Source organism: Rhodococcus sp. USK13, assembly GCF_018343855.1.
Taxonomy (GTDB): Bacteria; Actinomycetota; Actinomycetes; order Mycobacteriales; family Mycobacteriaceae; genus Rhodococcus_F; species Rhodococcus_F oxybenzonivorans.
On record NZ_CP069242.1, the window covers coordinates 4,011,112 to 4,034,008 of the forward strand.

21 protein-coding genes and 1 pseudogene are annotated in these 22,897 nt (G+C 65.2%); 13 read left to right on the forward strand and 9 right to left on the reverse strand.

Features of this window, described 5'->3' with window-relative positions:
• Nucleotides 1–8: 8 nt before the first annotated feature.
• Nucleotides 9–219: pseudogene (locus JQT59_RS38430) on the forward strand (DDE-type integrase/transposase/recombinase); the annotation flags it as partial.
• A gap of 93 nt (nucleotides 220–312) precedes the next feature.
• Here JQT59_RS38430 and JQT59_RS21040 read toward each other — a convergent pair.
• A complete protein-coding gene (locus JQT59_RS21040; RefSeq protein ID WP_213571846.1) occupies nucleotides 313–1,140 on the reverse strand; it encodes a mycofactocin-coupled SDR family oxidoreductase in 828 nt (275 codons plus the stop codon).
• 332 nt (nucleotides 1,141–1,472) lie between these two features.
• Between JQT59_RS21040 and JQT59_RS37135 the strand changes: the two genes are divergently transcribed.
• On the forward strand, nucleotides 1,473–1,793 hold the full coding sequence (locus JQT59_RS37135) for a formate dehydrogenase accessory sulfurtransferase FdhD (RefSeq protein ID WP_349307035.1): 321 nt from the start codon (nucleotides 1,473–1,475) through the stop codon (nucleotides 1,791–1,793).
• Nucleotides 1,794–2,038: 245 nt separating this feature from the next.
• Here the strand turns inward: JQT59_RS37135 and JQT59_RS21050 are convergent, their stop codons facing one another.
• The 8 genes from JQT59_RS21050 to JQT59_RS21085 form a co-directional block, all read right to left on the reverse strand.
• On the reverse strand, nucleotides 2,039–2,866 hold the full coding sequence (locus tag JQT59_RS21050; RefSeq protein WP_213571847.1) for an SDR family NAD(P)-dependent oxidoreductase: 828 nt from the start codon (nucleotides 2,864–2,866) through the stop codon (nucleotides 2,039–2,041).
• A 32-nt stretch (nucleotides 2,867–2,898) separates the two neighbouring features.
• Nucleotides 2,899–3,888: a PDR/VanB family oxidoreductase gene (locus tag JQT59_RS21055; protein WP_249353701.1), complete on the reverse strand. Its 990-nt coding sequence runs from the start codon at nucleotides 3,886–3,888 to the stop codon at nucleotides 2,899–2,901.
• Nucleotides 3,889–3,925: 37 nt separating this feature from the next.
• Nucleotides 3,926–5,155 carry a cytochrome P450 gene (locus tag JQT59_RS21060; RefSeq protein ID WP_213571849.1) on the reverse strand — a complete coding sequence of 410 codons (1,230 nt, stop codon included), beginning with the start codon at nucleotides 5,153–5,155 and terminating at the stop codon, nucleotides 3,926–3,928.
• A gap of 512 nt (nucleotides 5,156–5,667) precedes the next feature.
• Nucleotides 5,668–6,441, reverse strand: coding sequence for an SDR family NAD(P)-dependent oxidoreductase (locus JQT59_RS21065; RefSeq protein WP_213571850.1), 774 nt, complete (start codon nucleotides 6,439–6,441; stop codon nucleotides 5,668–5,670).
• A 33-nt stretch (nucleotides 6,442–6,474) separates the two neighbouring features.
• Nucleotides 6,475–7,713, reverse strand: a complete 1,239-nt coding sequence (locus JQT59_RS21070; RefSeq protein ID WP_213571851.1) for a TetR/AcrR family transcriptional regulator — start codon at nucleotides 7,711–7,713, stop codon at nucleotides 6,475–6,477.
• Between the two features lie 24 nt (nucleotides 7,714–7,737).
• Nucleotides 7,738–8,184, reverse strand: a complete 447-nt coding sequence (locus tag JQT59_RS21075) for a MaoC/PaaZ C-terminal domain-containing protein (RefSeq protein ID WP_213571852.1) — start codon at nucleotides 8,182–8,184, stop codon at nucleotides 7,738–7,740.
• Nucleotides 8,181–8,636: a MaoC family dehydratase N-terminal domain-containing protein gene (locus tag JQT59_RS21080; RefSeq protein WP_213571853.1), complete on the reverse strand. Its 456-nt coding sequence runs from the start codon at nucleotides 8,634–8,636 to the stop codon at nucleotides 8,181–8,183. The genes JQT59_RS21075 and JQT59_RS21080 overlap by 4 nt, the downstream gene beginning before the upstream one ends.
• Entirely contained in the window at nucleotides 8,636–9,820 is a 1,185-nt protein-coding gene (locus JQT59_RS21085; protein WP_213571854.1) for a lipid-transfer protein, read from the reverse strand. The genes JQT59_RS21080 and JQT59_RS21085 overlap by 1 nt, the downstream gene beginning before the upstream one ends.
• A 226-nt stretch (nucleotides 9,821–10,046) precedes the next feature.
• Here JQT59_RS21085 and JQT59_RS21090 point away from each other — a divergent pair, with 226 nt between their 5' ends.
• The 11 genes from JQT59_RS21090 (at nucleotide 10,047) to JQT59_RS21140 (ending at nucleotide 22,877) form a co-directional block, all read left to right on the forward strand.
• Entirely contained in the window at nucleotides 10,047–10,871 is an 825-nt protein-coding gene (locus JQT59_RS21090; protein WP_213571855.1) for an SDR family NAD(P)-dependent oxidoreductase, read from the forward strand.
• Between the two features lie 5 nt (nucleotides 10,872–10,876).
• Nucleotides 10,877–11,737 (forward strand): enoyl-CoA hydratase-related protein, encoded by an 861-nt coding sequence (locus tag JQT59_RS21095; protein ID WP_213571856.1) that lies wholly within the window; start codon nucleotides 10,877–10,879, stop codon nucleotides 11,735–11,737.
• A gap of 29 nt (nucleotides 11,738–11,766) precedes the next feature.
• Nucleotides 11,767–12,756 (forward strand): DUF7064 domain-containing protein, encoded by a 990-nt coding sequence (locus tag JQT59_RS21100; protein WP_213571857.1) that lies wholly within the window; start codon nucleotides 11,767–11,769, stop codon nucleotides 12,754–12,756.
• A gap of 51 nt (nucleotides 12,757–12,807) precedes the next feature.
• Entirely contained in the window at nucleotides 12,808–14,376 is a 1,569-nt protein-coding gene (locus tag JQT59_RS21105; protein ID WP_213571858.1) for an AMP-binding protein, read from the forward strand.
• 51 nt (nucleotides 14,377–14,427) lie between these two features.
• Nucleotides 14,428–15,636, forward strand: a complete 1,209-nt coding sequence (locus JQT59_RS21110) for an acetyl-CoA C-acetyltransferase (protein WP_213571859.1) — start codon at nucleotides 14,428–14,430, stop codon at nucleotides 15,634–15,636.
• A 78-nt stretch (nucleotides 15,637–15,714) separates the two neighbouring features.
• Nucleotides 15,715–17,865, forward strand: a complete 2,151-nt coding sequence (locus tag JQT59_RS21115) for a 3-hydroxyacyl-CoA dehydrogenase NAD-binding domain-containing protein (RefSeq protein WP_249353703.1) — start codon at nucleotides 15,715–15,717, stop codon at nucleotides 17,863–17,865.
• A 3-nt stretch (nucleotides 17,866–17,868) separates the two neighbouring features.
• A complete protein-coding gene (locus JQT59_RS21120; protein WP_213571861.1) occupies nucleotides 17,869–19,011 on the forward strand; it encodes an acyl-CoA dehydrogenase family protein in 1,143 nt (380 codons plus the stop codon).
• On the forward strand, nucleotides 19,008–19,814 hold the full coding sequence (locus JQT59_RS21125) for an SDR family NAD(P)-dependent oxidoreductase (protein ID WP_213571862.1): 807 nt from the start codon (nucleotides 19,008–19,010) through the stop codon (nucleotides 19,812–19,814). The genes JQT59_RS21120 and JQT59_RS21125 overlap by 4 nt, the downstream gene beginning before the upstream one ends.
• A 25-nt stretch (nucleotides 19,815–19,839) precedes the next feature.
• The gene (locus JQT59_RS21130; protein WP_249353705.1) at nucleotides 19,840–20,910 is read left to right on the forward strand and encodes a phosphotransferase family protein; all 1,071 of its coding nucleotides are present in this window, start codon (nucleotides 19,840–19,842) and stop codon (nucleotides 20,908–20,910) included.
• 1 nt (nucleotide 20,911) lies between these two features.
• The gene (locus tag JQT59_RS21135; protein ID WP_213571864.1) at nucleotides 20,912–21,322 is read left to right on the forward strand and encodes a hypothetical protein; all 411 of its coding nucleotides are present in this window, start codon (nucleotides 20,912–20,914) and stop codon (nucleotides 21,320–21,322) included.
• A 19-nt stretch (nucleotides 21,323–21,341) separates the two neighbouring features.
• Nucleotides 21,342–22,877 carry a class I adenylate-forming enzyme family protein gene (locus JQT59_RS21140; protein ID WP_213571865.1) on the forward strand — a complete coding sequence of 512 codons (1,536 nt, stop codon included), beginning with the start codon at nucleotides 21,342–21,344 and terminating at the stop codon, nucleotides 22,875–22,877.
• Nucleotides 22,878–22,897: the final 20 nt, after the last annotated feature.

Sequence of the window (22,897 nt, forward strand, 5' to 3'; positions counted from 1 at the left end):
GTGCGATACGTGTGCTGGTCACCGACAAGCTGGCTAGCTACACTGTCGCGCATCGCGACCTGCTCGACTCCGTCGAGCATCGACGATTCAAGTACCTGAACAATCGAGCCGCGAACTCGCATCAGCCGGCCCGGTAGCACGAGCGGGCGATGAAACGCTTACAAATCGATGCGGCACGCGCAGCTACATCTGTCGGCGTTCTCGTCGAATTCACCATACTCCGGCTCAGTGGGACGCGGTTCCGTTCGGTCGTACGCGCGGTCGGCGGCAGGCCACGCGCCTCTGACCGTGCTGACATACGCAGCAGTGGCGTCAGAGCAGTCCGCCAGCGTCGACGACATGTGTCGTGCCGGTGACGTAGCGGCCACTGCCAGCAACGAGGTACACGATAGCGTGTGAGATGTCTTCAACCTCCGTGACGGCGACCGGCAGTGCGTTAAGAGTGCCCGCGGCTTCCTCGAAGTCGTTTCTGGTGGGATGCGCGAGATCCGGCCGGAAGAGTCGGTAGGTGGTGTCGTTAAGAATCATTTCTGTGGCCACCGTGGTCGGATGGACCGTGTTAACACGAATCTGGCTCGGCGCAAGTTCTTTTGCGAGCACTCTCATCAATCCGATGAGTCCCGCCTTGGCTGCGGAATAGTGAGCGATGTTCTCGTTCGCCTTCAAGGCCGCCAGCGAGCTGGTGATGACCACCGAGCCGCCCTCGCGACCTGCGATGATGTGCGGAACAGCAACTTTGCACGTTTTCCACACGCCTGTGAGGTTGATGTCGATCATCGTCGACCACACTTCTTCGGACATCTCGAGTGTGGACGCAGGTGCGGAGATCCCCGCATTCGCCAGCACGATGTCGAGACGGCCGAGTTGGTCGACCCCGTCGTCGACCGCCGATTTCAGGCCCTCGAGATCCCGAACGTCGGCTTCGGCGGCGACTACCCGACGGCCCAATGCCTTCACCTGTCGGACCGTCTCCGCGAGATCGTCCGGAGTGGCCGTGGGGTACGGAACGGTCTCGACTGGGCGACAGATGTCGACTGCGATGATATCGGCCCCCTCCCGTGCCAGCCGGATCGCGTGACTCCGTCCTTGCCCACGCGCAGCGCCGGTGATGAATGCGACCTTGTTCTCGAGTTGTCCCATGAGTCGGTACCTTTCAACAAGTGTTCCGCACATAAGTGTGCGGCGTATGGAAGCTTCGTGGGGTCTTGTGTGAACCAGGTTATGGCCTAGGGTCCAGCAGCGTCGACGCCAACGGTGTCAACACCTACAACGTCCTCGACGTAACTCTCGCACCCGGAGTGTTTCTGCTCGACAACTGAATCGAACGCAATTTTCACACCACCTCCTCGTGCGGAGTTGTGCGGAAGACGTCGCTGAACGCGATCCGGCAGCGGACCAGGCATTCACCGGCAACATTCTTGCGAGCTGGACCGCGAACCGCGACTGCAGTTTCCACACCGGCCACCGGGCATGTGCGGGTGACGGCCGCGAGGATCGCGGAAATGCCCTACCACTTTGCCGGTCGGCAACGTGTGTTCGAGACCATAGGGCCTTGCACGCGGGCTGGGTTCTTCACCCGCAACGGGGAATTACTCACGATCAAGCAGGACGTCGGACACCGCAACGCGGTCGGCAAGCTGATCCGCTGGGCCACCGAGCGGAACCGAGTCCCGCTGGGCCACCGAGCGGAACCGAGTCCCGCTGGGCCACCGAGCGGAACCGAGTCCCGCTGCGGGGGAGCATTCTGCTCGTCAGTTGGCGGGTGTCGTTCGAGCCGGTGTAGAAAGCGGTGATGAACAACATCCCGATCCTCCGCTGTGTCCGCGCCCTCCTTGCCGACGATCGACCTCGCCGACGACACCGGGCTCTCGCTCTTCATCATCGAGTTTCTCCGCGGCACCACCCCTGATCATCTACACCCATTCGGACCGCATCAGCGCGACCCTGGTGAGGTCAACGCAGGAAGAGTCGTCGGTGCACAGCCATCACCACCCAGGCACGTTTCTGTGCCGGATCGACGGAGGTAAGCACGGGGCACCTATTGTTCGGGTGCGTTTGTCATCCCCAGCATTTGCATGTCTGGGACGAACGGCTGGTGGGCGAGGAGGCCGCCGTCGACGCGTATTTCCTCCCCATTTATACCGCGCGACTCGTCCGATGCGAGGAACAGGTAGACCTTTCCTAGTTCGCTGGGGCCGTTGAGTTTTGGACTCATCGTGTGCCGAACGTAGACATCTTTGATCTCCTGTGGCAAGGCCAGGGCAGGGGGTGTGGTGGTGGTGCCTGGGCAGATCGCGTTGCAACGCACGCCTTCCTTCCCGTACTGGGTGGCGGTGTACTTTGTCAACGCGATGAGCGCAGCCTTGGTGGCGCCGTATCCAGTCAGGCTGGTGTCACCGGCGAACGCGTGAGTCGATGCGGTGTTGATAATCGTGCCGCCGCGTTTTCGAAGATGCGGAAGAGCGTGTTTGGTGAGCAGCATGGCGGCTCGGACATTGACGGCCATGACGTTGTCCCACACTTCAATGGCCATGGTGGCGACGTCACCGTCGTCGCCAGGGAAGATGCCCGCGTTGTTGACGACGATGTCGGGTGCGCCGAAGTAGTCGACGGTGCGCTGGACGAGCTTCTCGATCTGGTCTTCGTGCCGCAGGTCGATGCCGACCGCCAGTGCGGTCTTGTCACCGTGGCGATCGTTGAGGATCTTCGCGAGGCGTTCGGCTCCGTCGACGTTGATGTCGGCGAGAACGACTCGGGCGCCCTCGGAGGCCAGTTCGGTTGCGGTGGCGCCACCAATGTTGAGGCCTCCCGGCTCGACACTGGTTGCCCCGGTGACGATGGCGACCTTTCCCTCTACACGGCCCATTTGCTTACTCCTTTTCGGATTTCTTTGTGGGATCACAGATTCAGTACCAGGCGGTCGCCGTGGCACCGGGACACGCAGATCAGGATGAATTCGCCCGCGGCTCGTTCCTCGGGTGTGAGAATCTCGTCCCTGTGGTCGGGAGTTCCCTCGAGCACGGTTTGCTCGCAGCGTCCGCACATTCCTTGCTGGCAGGACGAGAGGACGTCGACGCCGTTGGCTTCCAGGGTGTGCAGGATCGTCTCGCCCGGTGGTACGACGAAAGTGCGGCCCTGTTTTGCGAGGACGACCTCGAAGGCCGTGTCGCCCGAATCCGGTTGTGATGGGGCCGGCGCGAATCGTTCCATGTGCAACGAGCCGTCCGGCCAGGAACTGCACGCTGCCTCGACCGCCTGGAGCAGTCCGGAGGGACCGCAGCAGTACACCGCGGTGTCGGACCGCGGAATACCGAGCGTATGGCCCAGGTCGAGGGGGCCGGTGCGGTCCTCGGGAACGATCTCGACTCGGTCGCCGTACCGCGCGAGTTCGTCGCGAAAGGCCATCGACTCGGCGTTCCGGCCACCGTAGATGAGCCGCCAGTCGAGGTGTTGCTTCTCGGCGTGCGCGATCATCGGGAGGATAGGGGTGATCCCGATGCCACCGGCGATGAACAGGTATCGAGTCGACTCGACGAGCGGAAAGTTGTTGCGTGGTAGTCCCACTCGCAACTTCGATCCCGGGTGCAGGGCGTTGTGGATGTACTCGGACCCGCCACGGCCTCTCCCCGGTGGTTCCCGAAGGACGGCGATCCGCCACGCATCGTGATCCGAGGTATCGCCGCACAGGGAGTACTGGCGGACCGTTCCCGACGGAAGGAGGACATCGATGTGTGATCCGGGCGTCCAGGTGGGAAGCGTCGTGCCGGTGACCGGTCGCAGGACGAGCGCTTTGACGTCGGTGGCGGCGGGCTCGATGCGCTCGACGACGACATCGAACTCATCATCCTCGACGACGGTGTCGAAGTCGCTGTCGTTGTGGGTCGTCACGGGATTTCTCCTTTCCGCCTGATGCGTCGTTGTGTTGTTACGGTCGGTCCCACATGATGGGGAGTTCGTGGACGCCGAAGATTCGGGCATCGTTTTTGAGCTTGATGTCCGATGCGGGGACGGCCAGGCGCAGGGACGGGATGCGCTCGAGAAGAAGCGAGTACACGACCTGCAGCTCGAGTCGCGCCAGCGGCGCGCCCAGGCAGGTGTGGATGCCGTGTCCGAACGTCAGGTGCCGGCTTGCATCCCGATGGAAGTCGAGGCGGTTCGGCTCGTCGAACACCGACGGGTCGCGGTTGCCCGCCTCGGTCGAGAACATCAGCAATTCGCCCTTGGCGATCCGCTGGCCGTCGATTTCGAGGTCCTCGGTCGCGGTCCGGGGGAGGCTTCCGATGATGTCGAGGTGGCGCAGCAGTTCTTCGACAGCCTGCGGCATGAGTTCGGGGTCCTCACGCAGCTCGGCGAGTTGGTCGGGGTGTTCGAGCAACGCGAAAAGGCCGAGGCCGATCATGTTGCCGGTCGTTTCGTGGCCGGCCATGAGCAGGAAGGTGGACATGCCCGCGACGTCGATCACGCTGAGGTCGCCCGACTCGATGTGCTTGACCAGTAGGCTGACCAGGTCGTCGCCGGGGTTTTCCTGCTTGATGGTCACCAGCTCGGCGAGGTAGGTCATGACGTCGCCGATGGCCGCGCCGACCTGTTCGGGAGTGCTGCCGGCTGCGAGAACGGCGCGGGTGCGTTCCTGGAAGAAGTCGTGCCTGTCGTAGGGGACGCCGAGCAGCTCGCAGATGACCAGCGACGGGAGCGGCAGAGCGAGCGCGTCGATGATGTCGACGGGTTCGTCGGACTTCAGGATCTCGTCGATCAAATCGTTGGCGATCCGCTCGATCGTCGGGCGCATCGCTGCCATGCGACGCGGAGTGAACTCCTTCGCCAGGATCCTGCGCAGGTCGTCGTGCTGCGGTGGGTCCATCGCGACGAAGAAGCCGGGAACTGCCTGCTCGCCGTCGTCGCCGCGCGAGGAATCGTCGATCCCGCGCACGCTCATGCGGGGATCGGCGAGAACCGTGCGCATGTTGTTGTACCCGGTGACGAGCCATCCGGGGGTGCCCTTGAAGTCCACCTTCTGCAGATTGTCGTCGCTGAACGACTGATACTTGTCGTTCGGCGCGAACGGGCACGTACGGCCGAACGGAAAGGCGGGGTGACCCCCGGTGTCGGAGGCTGTGTCGGTGCCGAGTACGTCGCCGGCCGGTGTGGTTGTCATGTGTGCTCCTTCGATAGCGGCGGAAGTGCCGTGACATTCGGTCCGGGATTCGTGCAGCCGATGAACGGGTGACTGCTGTGATCGACCGAACCGGAGGGGCGACCCGTGAGAGTGTGACGGGCGGCACATAGTCTGTGAACGATCATATCGTGACATGGCGTCGACCGGCCGTCAATGAAAATCTTTGGTCGATCTCCGGTGTGAGATGGAAGTCGACGGTGTCTTCTCCTTGAGTGTGCACGAATGGTTCTGCAAAAGAATCGAATTCGGCACATTGGCCCGTCGTTTCATCTCCCGCCAGGAGGGGCAGTCGTGCCAGGAAGCGGTGTCGGCCGGAGTCATTCTGACTGCGAATGTTAGTGATAATTCTGAATGTATGTCAGTTTCGGTGAGTAATAGACCGTCCGCGGTGCGCACGACGAATCCGCGCTCCGCTGCAATCGGCGCCGGGCGTGATGGGAGCGGAGGGCGGAACGTCGTGCACGGGTGAGATCGCGTGCCACCGGGTGGTGTCAGGCGGTGGCTCGGCGGAAATGCGTCAACAGGTCCGGGTACTTCACCAGGTGTGCCCCGCCGTTCAGATCGAGGCTCTCACCGGTGAGCCATGACGCGTGGGTCATGTAGATGGCCGCGTCGGCGATCTCCTCGGGGGTGCCTGATCTGCCGAGCGGCGTGTTGGCGAGGTAGTCGTCCTCGAGGCCGGGGACAGACATCGACGGCGTGGTCAGCGGGGTCATGACGATGCCCGGCGCGATCGCGTTGACTCTGATCCCCCGGGGGGCCAGCTCGAGCGCGGCGACCTCGGTCAGCATCGCGAGCCCCGCCTTGGCCGAGCAGTACGCGCTCATCCCGGTGCCGGGTTGCCGTGCGTTGAGTGAGGACAGGGAGATGATCACCCCGCCGTTGTCCATCGCTCGGGCTGCGTGCTTGATTACCAAGAATGCCCCTGTGAGACAGACGTCGACGACGAGACGGAACTTGTCGACGGGAAGATCAGTGATGGATCCGGCGACGCTGATGCCTGCACTGTTCACGGCGATATCTACTCGGCCGCGTGCTGCGCGTACCGATTCGAACAATCTGAGGATCGAGTTTTCGTCGGTGACGTCGACCTGCGCCGCGTGGTGGGTGGGACCGAGTTCGGCGGCGAGTTCTTTGGCCTGGTCGACGTTTCGGTCGGCCACAGTGACGGTTGCTCCGTCGGCGGCGAGCGCTCGTGCGATGGCAGCACCGATGCCGGAGGCACCGCCTACCACGACCGCGCTGCGCGGTTCAATTTCGGACATGAGATATGTGCCCTTCTCAGGGTTCGGGGGTGGCTATTTCGGAACGAGACTCGGCGGCAGCGCCATTGCCCGCGCGAGGACTGTCAGTTCCCCGGCGAGTCCCGGGCGTTCCCGGAGCTGGGGTGTTTGCGCCACGTCGGTCACGACACCGATCACGGCCTGAGCAAGAGCGCGTGCGTCGGAGGTGGCCAGCTCGTCGGAGAGTGCGCAGATGGCAGCGATCCATTCGGCGACGTATTCGCGCTGGGTCTCGCGGAGCGCGGATTGTTCCTCGTCGGACAGGTATAGCAGGTCGGTAGAGAGGATGTGCATGATCCGTCCGTGGATACCGAGCGCCTGACGGACGTAGGTGCGAATCAAGGCGTCGAGCACCTCGTCCGGAGTGGTAGCGAGCGCGAGCGCGTCGGCGGTCACGTAGAGAAGACCTTCCGCGCCCCGCTCCAGCACTGCGCGGAGCACCTGAGCCTTACCGGTCACGTGCTGATACAACGTCGCTACCGACATCTCCGACGCCTTGGCAATGTCGTCGATCCGCACGTCGTAGAACCCCCGCTCGTCGAACAACTTCGCCGAGGCATCGATGATCCGTTCGCGGCGCCCTGCAGGCTGCCGGGGAACGAGAAGCGGCGCCGAACCGGCGTCGGGATCAGGGGCGGGCAGGTTGCAGCCGAGGATCGACTTGGCCAGCGCCGATTGGATCTCCATCAACCGTTCCGCCGACAGACTGCCACGGATGTCGGGAGTATTCGAGTACACCGCCAGGACTGCGAAGCCGAGCAATTCGGCCTTGTGTGCGTCGATCGCGGGGTTCGCCGCCCTGATTTTGGCGGCAATTCGGTGTTGATTAGCAGCGAAGTGGCCACGGAACTGCTCGCGTTCGGCGGGTTCGAGATGCCGTTGCTCGCGCCGCCACAACGTCGCCTCGTCACCGTTTGCGGTGAGATCTGCGAGTCCTTCGAGGAACAGGTCGAGCTGTTCCTGCGCGGTCGAGCCTTTCTGGTCGGCGCGGGCGTTGAGCTCGTCCACGAGCCGAACTTGGCTCATCAGAGCATGCACGAGAATGCCGTGCTTGCCTTTGAAGTGCCGGTAGACGGCGGGGCCTGTCAGGCCGACGGCGGCGCCGATCTGATCGATACTGACATTCTGATAGCCCAACTCCTGAAAGAGGTTGGCCGCGGCCCGTGCGATCTGCTCGGTGCGCGCGCTCCCGCGTCCAGGTGACGGTGTGGCAACGTCTTCGACGTCAGTACGTGCCGCTGTCGATCGTGACATCTCAGTTCTTCCCGCTCGGCTCGGTCATGGAACCAGTGTCGCATTCCCCGGTGAATCGGGATCAGACCACGCCACTACCGCAGCGCCCGTCAGGGTTCGGGTTCCGTCGGCGAGTACCACGTTCAGGTCCAGGTGGGCACGCTGCTCACCGTCGACCGCGGCGATCTCCTTGACCGTTGCGGTCAACACGGGCTCGGCATGGACCGGCGTGATGGCGGTGAACCGTGTGGACAGTTCCAGGATGCGGCTCTGGGGAATCCAGTCAGTGAGCAGACGTCCCAGATAGGCCATCGACAACATGCCGTGGGCGAAGACGTCCTCCATCCCGGAGGCTTTCGCCGAGTCGATGTCGATGTGGATCGGGTTGTGGTCGCCGGAGGCACCGGCGAACAACGCCAGGGTCGTACGTGAGATGGCACCGGGCTTCAACTCGGCTACGACGTCGGAGGCGGTGGGTGTGAATGAGGTCATTTCTTACCCTCGGGATTCTTGATGACGCTGACGCTCTCGAGTTCTGCCACGACGGTGCCGTCGCGGGTCACGGTGCTGCGACGCACGAGGAAGTCGAGTGCGCCTCCGGCCTTGGTGTAGGCGTCGACATATGCGGATTCGAAGGTGACCCGGTCGCCGGCGTGGACGTCGGCGAAGTAGCGGAACCGCTGCTCGCCGTGCAGGACGTTGCCGAGATCCACTCCGTGGGCCGCGAGATCGGCGAAGACGTTCGAGTTCTCGAGTTCGAGGCCGAACAGGAAGGTGGGGGGTGCGAGTACGTCCGGGTGGCCGGCGGCGACGGCGGCATCACGATCGCGGTAGATCGGGTTCTCCTCGCCGATTGCGATGGCGAACTGCCGGATCCGGCCCCGTTCGACGTCGGTGACGATCGGCGGAACCGTGACATCGAGGATTGCGTGGTCGAGTGACATCAGTCCACCTTCTCGTACATGGTGACGACGCAGGCGCCACCGAGACCGAGGTTGTGCTGCAACGCGATTCGCGCTCCTTCGACCTGACGGTCCCCGGCTTGCCCGCGCAGGTGCCACACCAGTTCGGCGCATTGTGCCAGCCCGGTGGCGCCGAGGGGATGTCCCTTGGAGAGGAGGCCGCCGGAGGGGTTTGTCACGACCCGCCCGCCGTAGGTGTTGTCGCCGTCGAGCACGAATTTCTCCGCGGTGCCCTCGGGGGTGAGGCCGAGGCCCTCGTACGTAATCACCTCGTTGGTGCTGAAGCAGTCGTGTAGTTCCACGACGGGGATGTCCAGCGGATCGACGCCGGACTGTTCGTACACCTCGGCCGCGGCCTTGGCTGTCATGTCGTATCCGGCGACCCGCATCATGTCGGTGGTGTCGAAGGTGCCGGTCAGGTCGGTGACCATCGACTGGGCGCGGATTCGGACGCTTGCGTCCAGTCCGTGGGCGCGGGCGAACTCTTCGCTGCACACGATGGCGGCGGCCGCGCCGTTGGTCGGCGGGCAGCACATCAGGAGGGTCAGCGGTCCCCAGATCTGCTTCGACGACATCACCGTGGGCAGATCGATCGGATCACGGAACACCGCAAGGGGGTTCTGGGCCGCGTGTGCGCGCGCCTTCACCGATACACGGCCGAACAATTCGGCGGATACGCCGTAGCGCGACATGTATTCGAGTCCAGCGCCGCCGAAGAGCTTCGCGGCCATCGGGGCGTTCTCGTCGCCGCCCGGCATCGACGCGGCGACGTTCTCCCCGCGTGCGGTGGGGCTCGGACGATCACCGTAACCGTTGACGAGAGCGCCGGGCTGCATCTGCTCGAAGCCCAGAGCGAGAACACATTCCGCCGACCCCGAGGCTACCGCCTGGCGTGCGAGCCACAGGGCGCTCGATCCCGTCGAACAGTTGTTGTTGACGTTGACGACCGGGATGCCGGTCATTCCGATCTCGTAGAGAGCATTCTGACCCGACGTCGAATCGCCGTACACGTAACCGACGAAAGCTTGCTGTACGTCGGTGTATTCGAGACCGGCGTCCTTCAGCGCCGCTGCTGCTGCCGCGGCACCCATCCGGTCGTACGTCTCGCTTCTGCCAGGTTTGGTGAACGGCATCATTCCGACGCCGCTGATGCAGACGTTTCTCATGGGGCCTGCCTTTCGTTCGAAGTGGTTTCCGTGGGTACTCCCAACGACTATACATATTCATGACTAACAATTGCCGCAAAGACCGAGTAAAAGTAGCCATTGACGCGCAACAGCGGCGAAGTTAGTATTCACCCCAGTGACTGGGGTCACAACACAATTCTCGGCGTAACGACGCCGCCGCGATCGGCGGCCGAGCGCTCGACGCAGACATCTCAGGAGGAAGCACGTGAGCGTCCACAAACTGCAGGACAAAGTGGCACTGGTCTCCGGATCGGGCCGCGGTATCGGGCGCGCGGTCGCCGTGAAGCTGGCATCCGAAGGTGCCCGGATCGTGGTCAACGATCTCGATGCAGAACCTGCCAAGGAAGTGGTCGCCGAGATCGAAGCCCTCGGCGGACAGGCCGTCGCGTGCGTCGGTAGCGTCACCGACCCTGCCTTCGCCGATCGCTTCGTCGCCGCAGCTGTGGACAACTTCGGCGGAATCGACATTATCGTCAACAACGCCGGCTATACCTGGGACAACGTGATCCAGAAGATGACCGACCAGCAGTGGGCGGACATCGTCGACGTGCATCTCACCGCCCCGTTCCGCATCCTGCGTGCGGCCCAGCCGGTCATCAGCGCCGCAGTCAAGCGCGAGCGCGAGGCCGGCCTCGTGCCGTGCCGCAAGGTCGTGAACATTTCGTCTACTTCCGGCCTGCAGGGCAATCCGGGACAGGCGAACTACTCGTCGGCGAAGGCCGGGATGGTCGGGTTGACGAAGACGATCGCCAAGGAGTGGGGACGGTACAACGTCACGTCCAACGCCGTCGCGTACGGCGTGATCAACACCCGGCTGACGTCGGTGACCACCGAGGAGAAGACCATCAAGGTCGAGGACCGTGACATCAAGGTCGGTGTCGATCCCGCCGTGATGGACGCGGCCACCAAGCAGATCGCCCTCGGACGGGCAGGCACTGTCGAAGAAGCGGCCGGCGCGGTCTACCTGCTGTGCAGCCCCGAATCGAGCTACATCACCGGCCAGGTCCTGGTCTGCGGCGGAGGGCTGTGACGGACATGTCCGTGCAAGACGAAGAGGCTGCGCTCGACTACGAGGACGTGCGCTATGAGGTGTCCGACGGCGTGGCCGTCCTAACCCTCGATGCCCCCGAGCGCCGCAACGGGATGCGCGTGGGGATGCTGGTCGACCTGCTGCGCATCCTCGATCGTGCCGACCGCGATCCCCAGGTGCGGGCCGTGATCGTCACCGGCGCCGGCGACGAGTTCTCCGTCGGTGCGGCCCTGGACGGTCCGGAAACTCTTTCCCGGGCGCTGGTCGAGGACACCGACGGGCACACTCCCACCGGTTACCGAGAACCCGCGGGACGGATCAGTGAACGGCTCTTCGCGATGCAGAAGCCTGTGATCGCGGCTCTCAACGGGCATGCGATCGGGGGTGGCGCGACGATCGCGGCGGCGATGGACATTCGGATCGCCAGTGAGGACGCCCGATTCGGATTCGTCTTCACCCGTCGGGGAGTGGTCCCCGAGGGCGCGTCGTCGTGGTTCCTGCCTCGACTCGTCGGGGTCGGGCGCGCGACCGACTGGATTCTGACCGGCCGGGTCTTCGACGCCGCCGAGGGGTACGAGGCCGGGTATCTCACCCGGGTGGTGCCCGCGGATCAGGTGATGTCGGCGGCCCGGGCGTACGCGGAGCAGTTCGTCCACGAGACGTCTCCGACCTCGGTGGCCCTGTCCAAGCGGCTCCTGGCCTCGGGTTGGCAGCACGCACATCCGGGTCCGGCGGCGGCGGACGAATCCCGTACCTACGCCGGCCGAGTCGACTCGAAAGACGCGCGGGAAGGGATCCTGTCGTTCCTCGAACGTCGACCGGCAGTCTTCCCGCCCCTGGATCCGTCACCGGCCGAAAAATTCTGACATCGAAGCTAATCGACCTGAGGAGTGCTATGACGACCGAACCGTTCACCGTGTGCAAGTACGGCGCCGATGCGGAGGGAACCCACGATTTCGCCGGCATCCCCAATTTCAACGAGAGCGTCTACTTCAACTTCGTCGACCCCATCTCGCAGCTCGGTGGACTCGTCCGGATCGGTAACCGACCGAATCTCGGGTACAGCGAGACATCGGTGCAGCTGACCCTGCCCGGCGGAGCCATCGCGTTCAGGGCGGGGCGGACCCCGTGCGAGACGAACGACGGCTTCTCCGGTCAGGGCCTGGAGATCACGATCAAGGAACCTACACGGACCGCGGAGATTACCTACCGCGATACCGTTGCACGCGTGGTACATCCGTCGTTGATGGCGGAGAACGGCCGCATCGCGCTCAAGAATGCGCCGTCGGAGGAATGCGAGATCTCGCTGTCCTACGAGGCGTCGAGCCCGATGTTCGTCATCAACAGCGACGGTGACGGCGACTGCACACCGGGAAGTTCCGTCATCGCCAGCGACCACTACGAACAGTTCGGACACCTTTCAGGCACCATCCGGGTCGGCAACCGCACCTGGGTGCTCGACAAGGTCACCTCGTTCCGCGACCACTCGTGGGGTCCGCGGGAGTGGGCGTCGTACACCGGTGAGTGGCTGGCCGGCTGGCTTGCCGACGGCACCGCGTTCAGTGCGTACGGTGAATACGAGAAGTCCGGGAACCGGGTGTCCGCCGGCGCGGTACTCACGACCGACGGCGTGGCGCACCCGATCACCGACTACACGGTGCACACCGACTACGCGGGCGAATCCACCTACAACGGACGCCATGTCGGCATCATCACCGCAGAAGGACTACCGACGATCGTCGTCGACGGGGCGATCCGGCATTTCGTACCGGTCACCCAGCGAACCGAGGACCGCGCCGTCCGGATGGCTCAGATGACCGTCGACTTGGCCGGTGGTCACGGCGGCTGGGCGGTCGCGGAGTTCCTGCGTCCCATCCACCCCTGAACACACTGCGCCACCTCGTCCCTCATACGACCGTCCGATAGGAGTCCCGTTATGTACCCCGGGCGCTATGCCACCACACATCCCGACCGACCGGCGATCATCATGGCCCCCCGCGGTGAGGTTCTGACCTACGCAGACCTCGACGCACGCGCCAATCGTCTGGCCGCGCTGTTTCGCTCCGAGGGGCTCGGTCCGGGCGATCACATCGCGTTGTTCATGGAGAACAACATGGAGATGATCGTGGCGATGTCCGCAGCAGAGCGCTCGGGGCTGTTCTACACTCCGGTCAATTCGTTCCTGTCGGCGTCCGAGGCCGCGTACATCATCGACGACTCGCAGTCCAGGCTCGTCCTCACTACGGCGGCGAAAGCGACTGTTGCCCGGGACTTTCCTGAGTTGTGCCCGAAGGTGACTCGTTGGCTCATGGCCGACGCCGATCCGGGCTCGATTGCTCTGACGGGACCGTACGAGTCCTACAGTGCCGCCGTCGCCGGTTTCGGGACGGAACCCGGCGAGCACGAGCGGCTCGGCACGCCGATGTTCTACTCGTCCGGAACGACAGGTCGCCCCAAGGCGATCAAACGCGCTGTGCCCGAAGCGCATCCTGGCGAAATCCTGGCGATCGAGGATTTCGGCCGCAAGCTGTTCCATCTGCGTGAGGGGATGCGGTTCCTCTCGCCGGCCCCGCTGTACCACTCGGGTCCGCAGTCGACGGTCGCGATCGGCCTGCGCCTGGGAGCGACAATCGTGGTGATGGAGAAGTTCGACGCCGAGCAGTACCTCGAACTCGTGGAGCAGCACCGCATCACACACTCGATGGTCGTACCGACGATGTTCTCCCGGATGCTCAAGCTGCCCGAGGACAAGCGCAACCACGACATCTCGTCGCTCGAAGTCGTGGTGCACGGAGCCGCTCCCTGCCCGGTCGCGGTGAAAGAGGCCATGCTCGACTGGTGGGGCCCGGTGATCTACGAGTACTACGGCGGCACCGAGGCCAACGGCATGTGCGGATGCACCCCCGAAGAATGGCTGGCGCACAAGGGAACCGTCGGCAGACCGTTCATGGGCGAACCGGTGATCCTCGACGACGAGGGCAACGAGTGCCCACCCGGCGTCGCCGGCAACATCTGGTTCCGCGGCGAGGGCAGCGGTTTCGAATATTTCAACGACCCCGGCAAGACGGCCGAGGCCAAGGACCCCACCGGCACGATGTCCAGGATCGGCGACATCGGCTACCTCGACGAGGACGGATTCCTCTACCTCACCGACCGCCAGGCGTTCGTCATCATCTCCGGTGGGGTCAACATCTATCCCCAGGAGATCGAAAATCTGCTCGTCACCCACCCGAAAGTCATGGACGCCGCCGTCTTCGGCGTCCCGGACGAGGACTTCGGCGAGGCCGTCAAGGCCGTGATCCAAGCCGTCGACCCGGCACAGGCCGATTCCGGCCTGGCGGCCGAGCTGAGTGAGTTCTGCCGAGCGAATCTCGCGAAGTTCAAGTGCCCCAGATCGTTCGACTTCACCGACGAAATGCCCAGGCTGCCCACCGGCAAGCTCTACAAGAAACCGCTCCGCGACGCGTACTGGACGACCGCGGACGCCGCAGCATCGCGCGCTTGACGTCCGGACCCCTTCCGGCGCGACCGCACCACCTCGAGAACAGGATTCGAAATGCCCCATGACGTGTACGTGTACGACGCCTTCCGCACCCCGCGAGGGCGTGGACGAGGCGGAGCCCTGCACGGCGTCAAGCCCATCTCTCTGGTCGTCGGTCTGCTGCAGGCGCTTCAGGACCGCAACCCGGGCCTCGACCCCAAGCGCGTGGACGATCTGATCCTCGGCGTGGTCGGACCGTTGCGCGATCAGGGAGCCGACATCGCGCGTACCGCGGCGATCGCCGCCGGCCTGCCCGACACCGTGGCCGGGGTGCAGATGAACCGATTTTGCGCATCCGGTCTCGAGGCCGTCAACACCGCGTCACAGAAGGTGGCATCGGGGTGGGAGTCGCTGGTCCTCGCCGGCGGCGTCGAAAGCATGTCCCGTGTTCCGATGGGATCGGACGGCGGTGCATGGGCCAACGACCCGGAGACCAACCTGACCACCGGGTTCGTCCCGCAGGGCATCGGCGCCGACCTCATCGCGACCCTCGAAGGCTTCACCCGCGAGGACGTCGACGCGTTCGCCGTCGAATCGCAGCGCCGCGCCGCAACCGCCTGGGACGAGGGCCGATTCGCGCGCTCGATCGTGCCGGTGCTCGACCGGAACGGACAGACCATCCTCGGCCACGACGAGCACATCCGCCGGGGCACGACCGTCGAGTCGCTCGGCCGGATCAAGCCCGCGTTCGTGGGGCTCGGTGCAGCCGGCTTCGACGCGGTCGCGCTGCAGAAGTACCACTGGGTCGAGCGGATCGAACACGTGCACACCGGCGGTAACTCGTCGGGCATCGTCGACGGCGCCGCGCTCGTCGCACTCGGAAACGAACAGGTCGGCACCGAACTCGGCCTGACACCGCGCGCCCGCATCGTCGCGGGTGCGGTGAGCGGCTCCGACCCGACGATCATGCTGACCGGGCCGGCCCCGGCGAGCCGCAAGGCCCTCGAGGTCGCCGGACTGAGCGTCGACGACATCGACCTGTTCGAGATCAACGAGGCCTTCTCCTCGGTCGCCTTGCGTTTCATGCGAGACCTCGATCTTCCGCACGAGAAGGTCAATGTCAACGGGGGCGCGATCGCCATGGGGCATCCGCTCGGCGCGACCGGCGCGATGCTGATCTCGACGATGGTCGACGAACTCGAGCGTCGTGATCTGCACCGCGGACTGGTGACGCTGTGCGTCGGCGGCGGCATGGGTATCGCGACGATCGTCGAGCGGGTGTGAGTGCACGTGACCGACATTTTCCCCCGACAGACATCGCACCGAGACAATCGTGACCACACCATGAGCGAGGCCAGCGCCGTGACCAGCACAGACACCACCACCGAGACCATCACCTGGGAACAGACCGAATCCGGGGTCGTCGTCCTGACGTTCGACGACCCCACACAGTCGGTCAATACGATGACCGCGGCCTGGTCCGCATCCCTGTCCGCAGCCCTCGATCGGCTCGCCGCCCTCGGACCCGACCTGACCGGCGTGATCCTCACCTCCGCCAAGAAGACGTTTTTCGCCGGCGGTGATCTCGGTGACCTGCTCGCGACGACACCCGAGCAGGCGGGCGAGCTGACCGCATTCGCGGACGGCGCGAAGGCGATGCTGCGACGGCTCGAGACCCTCGGTGTCCCGGTGGTTGCCGCACTCGGCGGCAGCGCACTCGGCGGCGGTTTCGAGATCGCGCTCGCGTGCCACCATCGCATCGCGGTGGATTCGGCGGCGCTGCGGATCGGGCTTCCCGAGGTCACCCTCGGTCTGCTGCCCGGCGGCGGTGGCGTCGTGCGCACCGTGCGCCTGCTCGGCCTGGACGTCGCGCTCGACAAGGTCCTGCTGCCCGGAACCGCACACCGGGTGCAGGATGCGCTCGAACTGGGCCTGATCGATCGCGTCGTCCCCGACGCGGATTTGCTCGTACCTGCTGCGCAGGAATGGATCTCGGAGAATCCGGCGGCAACCCAGCCGTGGGACCGGAAGGCACCGATCCCCGGCGGAACGGCATACGATCCCGCCGTCGAGGCGACATTGCCGCTGCGAGCGTCGACTCTGCGCGCCCGCCACAAGGGATCGCCGATGCCGGCGCAGGCCGACATTCTCGCCGCGGCCGTCGAGAGCACCCAGGTCGACTTCGACACCGCGTCCGCGATCGAGACCCGGTACTTCGTCGACCTGGCCACAGGCCCGATCTCGAAGAACATCATCCAGGGCACCTTCTTCGACAAGCAGACCATCAAGTCCGGCGCGAGCCGCCCGGAGGGCTTCCCCGCCCACCGCGCGAACTTCGTCGCCGTACTCGGTGCCGGCATGATGGGCGCCGGCGTGGCCCTGTCGTGCGCTCTCGTCGGAATGCGGGTGGCGCTCAAGGACATCGACATCGCCGCCGCGGAACGTGGCAAGGACTATGCCCGCAAGGTGCTGGGCAAGCAGGTCGATGCCGGCAAGCGCACCCGGGAGGACGCCGATGCGATCCTGAACCTCATCACACCGACCGCATCGGTCGCCGACCTCGCCGACGCCGACCTGGTGATCGAAGCGGTGTTCGAGGATCCGGACCTCAAGCGCACGGTCTTCGCGGAGGTACTCGACGTGGTGGCGCCGGAGGCCGTGCTTGCCTCGAACACCTCCACCCTCCCCATCACTGAGCTGGCGAGCGAACTTCCGCGACCCGACGACTTCATCGGACTGCACTTCTTCTCGCCCGTCGATCGCATGGAACTGATCGAGATCATCGTCGGCGACAAGACCAGCGATGCGACCCTCGCGAAGGCCTTCGACATCGCGCTGCAGATGCGCAAGACCCCGATCGTCGTCGGAGACGGACGCGGCTTCTTCACCAGCCGGGTCATCCTGCAGCGTCTCGTGGAGGCCGCCGCGATGATCGGTGAGGGCATCGACCCCCAGTCGATCGAGCAGGCATCGCTGCAGGCCGGCTATCCCGTGGGCACCCTGGCGCTGCTCGACGAGCTCACCCTGTCGTTGCCGCTGAAGATCCGCGGGCAGTTCCGCGAGGTCGCACAGCAGCAGGGCGCCGAGCTCGCCGATCATCCCGGCGACACGGTGCTCACCGCGATGGTCGAGGAGCTGGGCCGTCCCAGCCGGGTGGCCGGTGGCGGTTTCTACGAGTACCCGGACGGCCGGCGCGGTTCGTTGTGGCCGGGCCTTGCCGAGCGCTTCCCGGTCAGCGGCGAACGTGCCGACCTGACCGACCTGCGTGATCGCCTGCTGTTCGCCGAGGTGCTCGAGACGGTGCGTTGCCACGAGGACGGGATCCTCCGCTCGACCGCCGATGCGAACGTCGGGTCGCTGCTGGGCATCGGATTCCCGACCTGGACCGGCGGCACCAGCCAGTTCATCGCCGGATACCCCGGTGGCACCGAGGCGTTCGTTCGCCGCGCGCAGGAACTCGCCGACGCGTACGGGCCGCGGTTCACCCCGCCGGCCTCGCTGAGGGAGGGCTGATTCGTGCGAAGGAGCATCTACACCCCGGAACACGAGGCGTTCCGGTCCGCGTTTCGCGCGCTGCTCGACCGGGAGGCCGTGCCGAACGTCGACAAATGGGAACAGGCCGGGACCGTCGACCGGGACTTCATCACCACGGCAGCCAAATCCGGTTACCTCGGTTTCGAATTCGATCCGGAGTTCGGTGGCCTCGGAATCTCGGACTTCCGCTACAACGCCGTGATGACCGAGGAGGTCGTGCGCTCCGGCATGGCCGGCGACACCTTCAGCATGCAGAACGACATCATCGTCCCGTATCTGCGCGACCTCACCACCGATGAACAGAAGCAACGCTGGCTCCCGAAGTTCACTCGGGGCGAATGCGTGACGGCCCTCGGCATGACCGAGCCCGGCGCCGGCTCGGACCTGGCGTCGATACGGACGAGCGCGGTGCGCGATGGCGACGATCTGATCATCAACGGCACCAAGACGTTCATCACCAGCGGCGCCACCTGCGACCTGGTGATCGTACTGGTGCGGACCGGAGAGCGGGACGGACGCGGGACGTCGTTCGTCGTGGTCGAGAACGGAACACCGGGATTCGAACGCGGCCGACCGATGCACAAGATCGGCCGCAAGGCGCAGGACACCGCCGAGCTGGTGTTCACCGACTGCCGGGTACCCGTCGCGAACATCGTCGGTGAGCCCGGTCGCGGATTCGGATCGGCGATCGCAAACCTGCCGCGCGAGCGGCTGTCGATCGCGGTGTCCGGAGTCGCGTCCGCCGCACACGCACTGGGCCTCGCGCTCGACCACGTCCGCTCCCGGGTGGCCTTCGGTGCACCTCTGGCCGATCTGCAGTCGGTGCGTATGGCGATCGCGGAAATGCACACCGACATCCAGGTCCTCCAGCACTACGTCGACGGATGCGTCGAAGCGCTGAATCGCGGCGACCTCACCGCGGACGACGCTGCGGGCATCAAGTACAAGGCCACCGAACTGCAGTGGGAGGTGGTCGACCGGTGCCTGCAGTTGTTCGGCGGCTACGGCTACATGGAGGAATATCCGATCGCGCGGATCTGGCGCGATGCACGCATCCAAAGAATCTACGGAGGAGCGAACGAAGTGATGAAGGATCTGGTCGGTCGGGCGGTGGTGACCCGATGAACGGCACACCGAACGCAGGCCCGCTCGCCGGACGTACCGCGCTCGTCACGGGGGGCTCGCGCGGAGTCGGCCGAGCCGTCGCACTGCGGCTGGCCAATGACGGCGCCGCGGTGGCCGTGAACTACCGGCGCGACGCGGCGGCCGCCGACGAGGTGGTCGAGCAGATCATCGCAGCCGGAGGCCGCGCGGCGGCCTACCGCGCGTCGATCGACGACGAGGCCGCCGTCGCGGACATGGTGGTGGCGATCCGGTCTGATCTCGGTCCAGTCGATCTGATCGTGAGCAACGCCGGGTCGGCCAGCCGCGGTCAGGATGTCGCGTCCACGCCGCATGCCGACTACCTGCAACAGCTGCACGTGCACGCGCTGGGCCCGATCGGCCTGATCCAGCAGTTACTCCCCGACATGCGCAAGGCTGGGTCCGGCGCGGTGGGACGCGGCGACATCGTGATGATCTCGAGTAACACGACGATGTCTGCTCCGCCGAACTCGGCTCCGTACACGATGGCGAAGGCCGCGATGGAGACGTGTATCCGCACGATCGCCCGGGAGGAGCGGCGTTACGGCATCCACGCGAATATCGTGGCCCCCGGACTGATCGCCACCGAGATGGGCAAGCGTCTGGTGTCCGCTGCGAAGGGCGCCGACATCGGCGACCTCGACGCCGAGTCGCCATTCGGCCGGGTCTGCCGGCCCGAGGACGTAGCCGGCACCGTGGCATTCCTGGTCTCTCCGGATTCGGGGTACGTGACCGGCCAGCACCTGGTCGTCGATGGTGGCGGCCCGAATCCGACCATCTTTTGACGACCGACAACGAGTGAGGCTTTCCGTGACGACCGTGGCCGAGGCAGGCATCCCTACTACCGAGCACGACGACTTCTTCGCCGAGCTGACCGCATCACTGGATGCTGCGTTGTCCGCCGGCGGAACCCTGCGATTGACCGACATCGACCAGCGCGGCGAGGGCAATTCGTGGGAAACCTATCTGGTCACCGCGGAGTGGACCGCCACCGGCGACCCGCATACCGACACATTCGCGGTCAAGCGCCAGCCGATCAGCGGCATCACCGGCGACTACGACGTCGTGCGGGAAGTGGCGCTGCTCGAGGCGGCGGCGCGCACCGGGATGCGGGTTCCGGCGGTGATCGCACATCGCGGCGAGACACGCGGCGAGCGTGGGTTTTTCGTGATGGCGAAGGTGCCGGGCATCATCCCGATGCCGAACACCGTGTCGCGGCTCATCCCTAACACCGGACAGCGCGCGGACCTCGGGCGGGAGGTCGCCCGGGAGATGGCGCGTCTACATAGCGTGGATCCGCGCACGATGGGGTTGAGTGTGCTCGGGGAGGTACCGGACGGTGCCGATACCGGCAGGATGGAGAACGACAAGTGGGCTGGGGCGTACCGCGAGGTCACCGACATCCCGATCCCGGTGCTCGATCTGGCCTGTGCGTGGCTCGACCATCGCAGCGACGCCGTGTCCGGACGGGTAAGTCTGGTGCACAACGATTTTCGAATCGGGAACCTGGTGGTGCAGGACGGAGCGATCTCCGGGGTCCTGGATTGGGAGACCGCGCACTTCTCCGATCCCACCGCCGACATCGCCTGGTTCGCGCAGCGCACCTCGCGGGGTCGATCTCCGCTGCTGTGCAAGCTGATCGAACTCGAGCCGTTCCTCGACGAGTACGAGGCGGCGGGCGGGTGGCGGCCGAGCCCCGAGACACTCACCTGGTGGTCGGTCCAGTCCCTGGTCAAGACCGCCGTCGGATGCTTGCAGGCCGTGGATGTGTACAAGCGCGGGGACCGCGACGAACTGCGGTATTCGAACATGGCGCACAGCGTCTACTACAGCATCGGTTGGCTGACGAAGATGCTCCGCGACGGAGAATGGGGAAACTGACATGACCGTCTATTCGACAGACCTGCCCAGGCTGCTGAGCACGATCACCGACACACTCGGTCGGCGCGTCGCTCCGGCCCTCCCGGACGGACCCGCCCGGGTGGAACTCGCCGCGGTGCTCGAACAGCTCGACAACCTGGCGGAACGTCTCGCGTGGGACGAGACGCAGCTGGGACAGGCGTGCGAACGCACCGAGGAGCTCGCGGTGCGGCTCGGACTCGCACCCGACCCCGAGCCGGCCGTCGACGTCGACACGCTGCGTAGGCGTCGACGAGACATCTCCGAAACCCTCGGCGCTGCCTACCGCGACGGTCCCCCGGACAGGAGCCTCGTCGACGCCGTGCTCGAGTTCTCCGAACAAGACGTACAGGAACAGATTTCGACCACACTGCGTGCCGGTCTGCCCGGCTGATCGGAAAGGGTGGTTGGACATGCGTGTCCACGAACTGCTGGACCACTGGGCCGACCGCTTCCCGGACGAGATCTACGTCAGCGACGGCGATCGGAGTCTTACCTGGATCGAGATGCGGGAGTGGACGCATCGGGTCGGCAACTGGTTGGCCGACACACTGCAGCCCGGTGATCGATTCTGCATGCTCGACCGCAACTCGCTGGAGATGATCGCGCTGTACTTCGGCGCCTCACGCGCCGGGGTGGTTCCGGTGCCTCTCAACTTCCGGCTGGCACCCCAGGAGTGGAAGTACATCGTGGAGGACGCGCGGTGCACACTGGCCGTCGTCCACGAAGATTACGCCGAAGCACTGACCGCCGTCGTACCGGGCGTCATGGCCTCGGTCATGCGGGACGACAGGGACTCCCGGCTGAAGTTCGCCGATGACGTGGTCGCATACCCGACCGATCGCATCGACACGGACGTGTCGGCCGAGGCGATTTATCACCAGATGTATACCAGCGGGACCACGGGCAAACCGAAGGGCGCAATGGTGACCCACCGGGCCGCGTGTGCCAACGCTTTTCAGATCCAGCTCGCCCTGGATGCGAACAGGAAACGAACGCTGTGCGTGATGCCGCTGTTCCACGCCGGCGCGGCACTGCAGATTCTCGCGTACACGACCGGTGGCTGCTCGATCCGCGTGGTCCGCGACTTCGATCGGGCGAGCGTGCTCCGGTCGATGTCGGAACTGCGAATCCAGCTTCTCACCCTGGCACCGGCCATGATCCAGGACATGGTCGCCGACCCGCTGACCGCGGAACTGGACTTCAGCGCTCTGGACCTGATGGTCTACGGCTCGGCGCCGATGGCGGTGGAAGTGCTGAAGAAGGCGATGGGCGTGTTCGGATGCGACTTCGCGCAGGCATACGGCATGACCGAATCCTGCGCGGTGGCAACCATTCTTGCCCCGGAGGACCACCATCGGGCGCTCGAATCGAACCCGGGAATCCTCATGTCTGCGGGGCGGCCCGTCCTCGGAACCGCGCTGCGCGTGGCGGCACAGGACGGCAGTGACGTCCCGGCCGGATCCGTCGGCGAGGTCCTCGTGCGAGGGCCGCAGCTGATGAGTGGGTACTGGGCTCTCGAGGACGCCACCCGCACGGCCCTCGGCGACGGCTGGCTCCGGACCGGCGACGCCGGATACCTGGATTCCGAAGGGTTCCTGTATATTTCGGATCGAGTGAAGGACATGATCATCTCGGGTGGGGAGAACATCTACCCACGGGAGATCGAAGAGGTGCTCTTCACGATGGAGGGTATTGCCGACGTCGCCGTCATCGGTGTGCCGAGCCAGCGGTGGGGTGAGAGCCCGATCGCGTTCGTGGTGCCCCGACCGGGGGCAGACCTCACCGAACACGACGTACTGGAGCACTGCCGGGCCGATCTCGCCCGGTTCAAGTGCCCGGCCGAGGTGGTGTTCGTCGACTCGCTGCCGCGCAGCGCGGTCGGAAAAGTGCTCAAGCGCGACCTGCGGGCTCCCTACTGGGAGGGGATGGCTCGCGGGATCAACTGACCTTCCGGCGGCGCGCGTCT

What these genes read in the sequence shown, in the direction of transcription:
- JQT59_RS21040 (WP_213571846.1), bottom strand. Translation starts at nt 1,140, where the DNA reads ATGGGACAACTCGAGAACAAGGTCGCATTCATCACCGGCGCTGCGCGT.
- JQT59_RS21050 (WP_213571847.1), bottom strand. Translation starts at nt 2,866, where the DNA reads ATGGGCCGTGTAGAGGGAAAGGTCGCCATCGTCACCGGGGCAACCAGT.
- JQT59_RS21060 (WP_213571849.1), bottom strand. Translation starts at nt 5,155, where the DNA reads ATGACAACCACACCGGCCGGCGACGTACTCGGCACCGACACAGCCTCC.
- JQT59_RS21065 (WP_213571850.1), bottom strand. Translation starts at nt 6,441, where the DNA reads ATGTCCGAAATTGAACCGCGCAGCGCGGTCGTGGTAGGCGGTGCCTCC.
- JQT59_RS21070 (WP_213571851.1), bottom strand. Translation starts at nt 7,713, where the DNA reads ATGTCACGATCGACAGCGGCACGTACTGACGTCGAAGACGTTGCCACA.
- JQT59_RS21075 (WP_213571852.1), bottom strand. Translation starts at nt 8,184, where the DNA reads ATGACCTCATTCACACCCACCGCCTCCGACGTCGTAGCCGAGTTGAAG.
- JQT59_RS21080 (WP_213571853.1), bottom strand. Translation starts at nt 8,636, where the DNA reads ATGTCACTCGACCACGCAATCCTCGATGTCACGGTTCCGCCGATCGTC.
- JQT59_RS21085 (WP_213571854.1), bottom strand. Translation starts at nt 9,820, where the DNA reads ATGAGAAACGTCTGCATCAGCGGCGTCGGAATGATGCCGTTCACCAAA.
- JQT59_RS21095 (WP_213571856.1), top strand. Translation starts at nt 10,877, where the DNA reads ATGTCCGTGCAAGACGAAGAGGCTGCGCTCGACTACGAGGACGTGCGC.
- JQT59_RS21100 (WP_213571857.1), top strand. Translation starts at nt 11,767, where the DNA reads ATGACGACCGAACCGTTCACCGTGTGCAAGTACGGCGCCGATGCGGAG.
- JQT59_RS21105 (WP_213571858.1), top strand. Translation starts at nt 12,808, where the DNA reads ATGTACCCCGGGCGCTATGCCACCACACATCCCGACCGACCGGCGATC.
- JQT59_RS21110 (WP_213571859.1), top strand. Translation starts at nt 14,428, where the DNA reads ATGCCCCATGACGTGTACGTGTACGACGCCTTCCGCACCCCGCGAGGG.
- JQT59_RS21125 (WP_213571862.1), top strand. Translation starts at nt 19,008, where the DNA reads ATGAACGGCACACCGAACGCAGGCCCGCTCGCCGGACGTACCGCGCTC.
- JQT59_RS21135 (WP_213571864.1), top strand. Translation starts at nt 20,912, where the DNA reads ATGACCGTCTATTCGACAGACCTGCCCAGGCTGCTGAGCACGATCACC.
- JQT59_RS21140 (WP_213571865.1), top strand. Translation starts at nt 21,342, where the DNA reads ATGCGTGTCCACGAACTGCTGGACCACTGGGCCGACCGCTTCCCGGAC.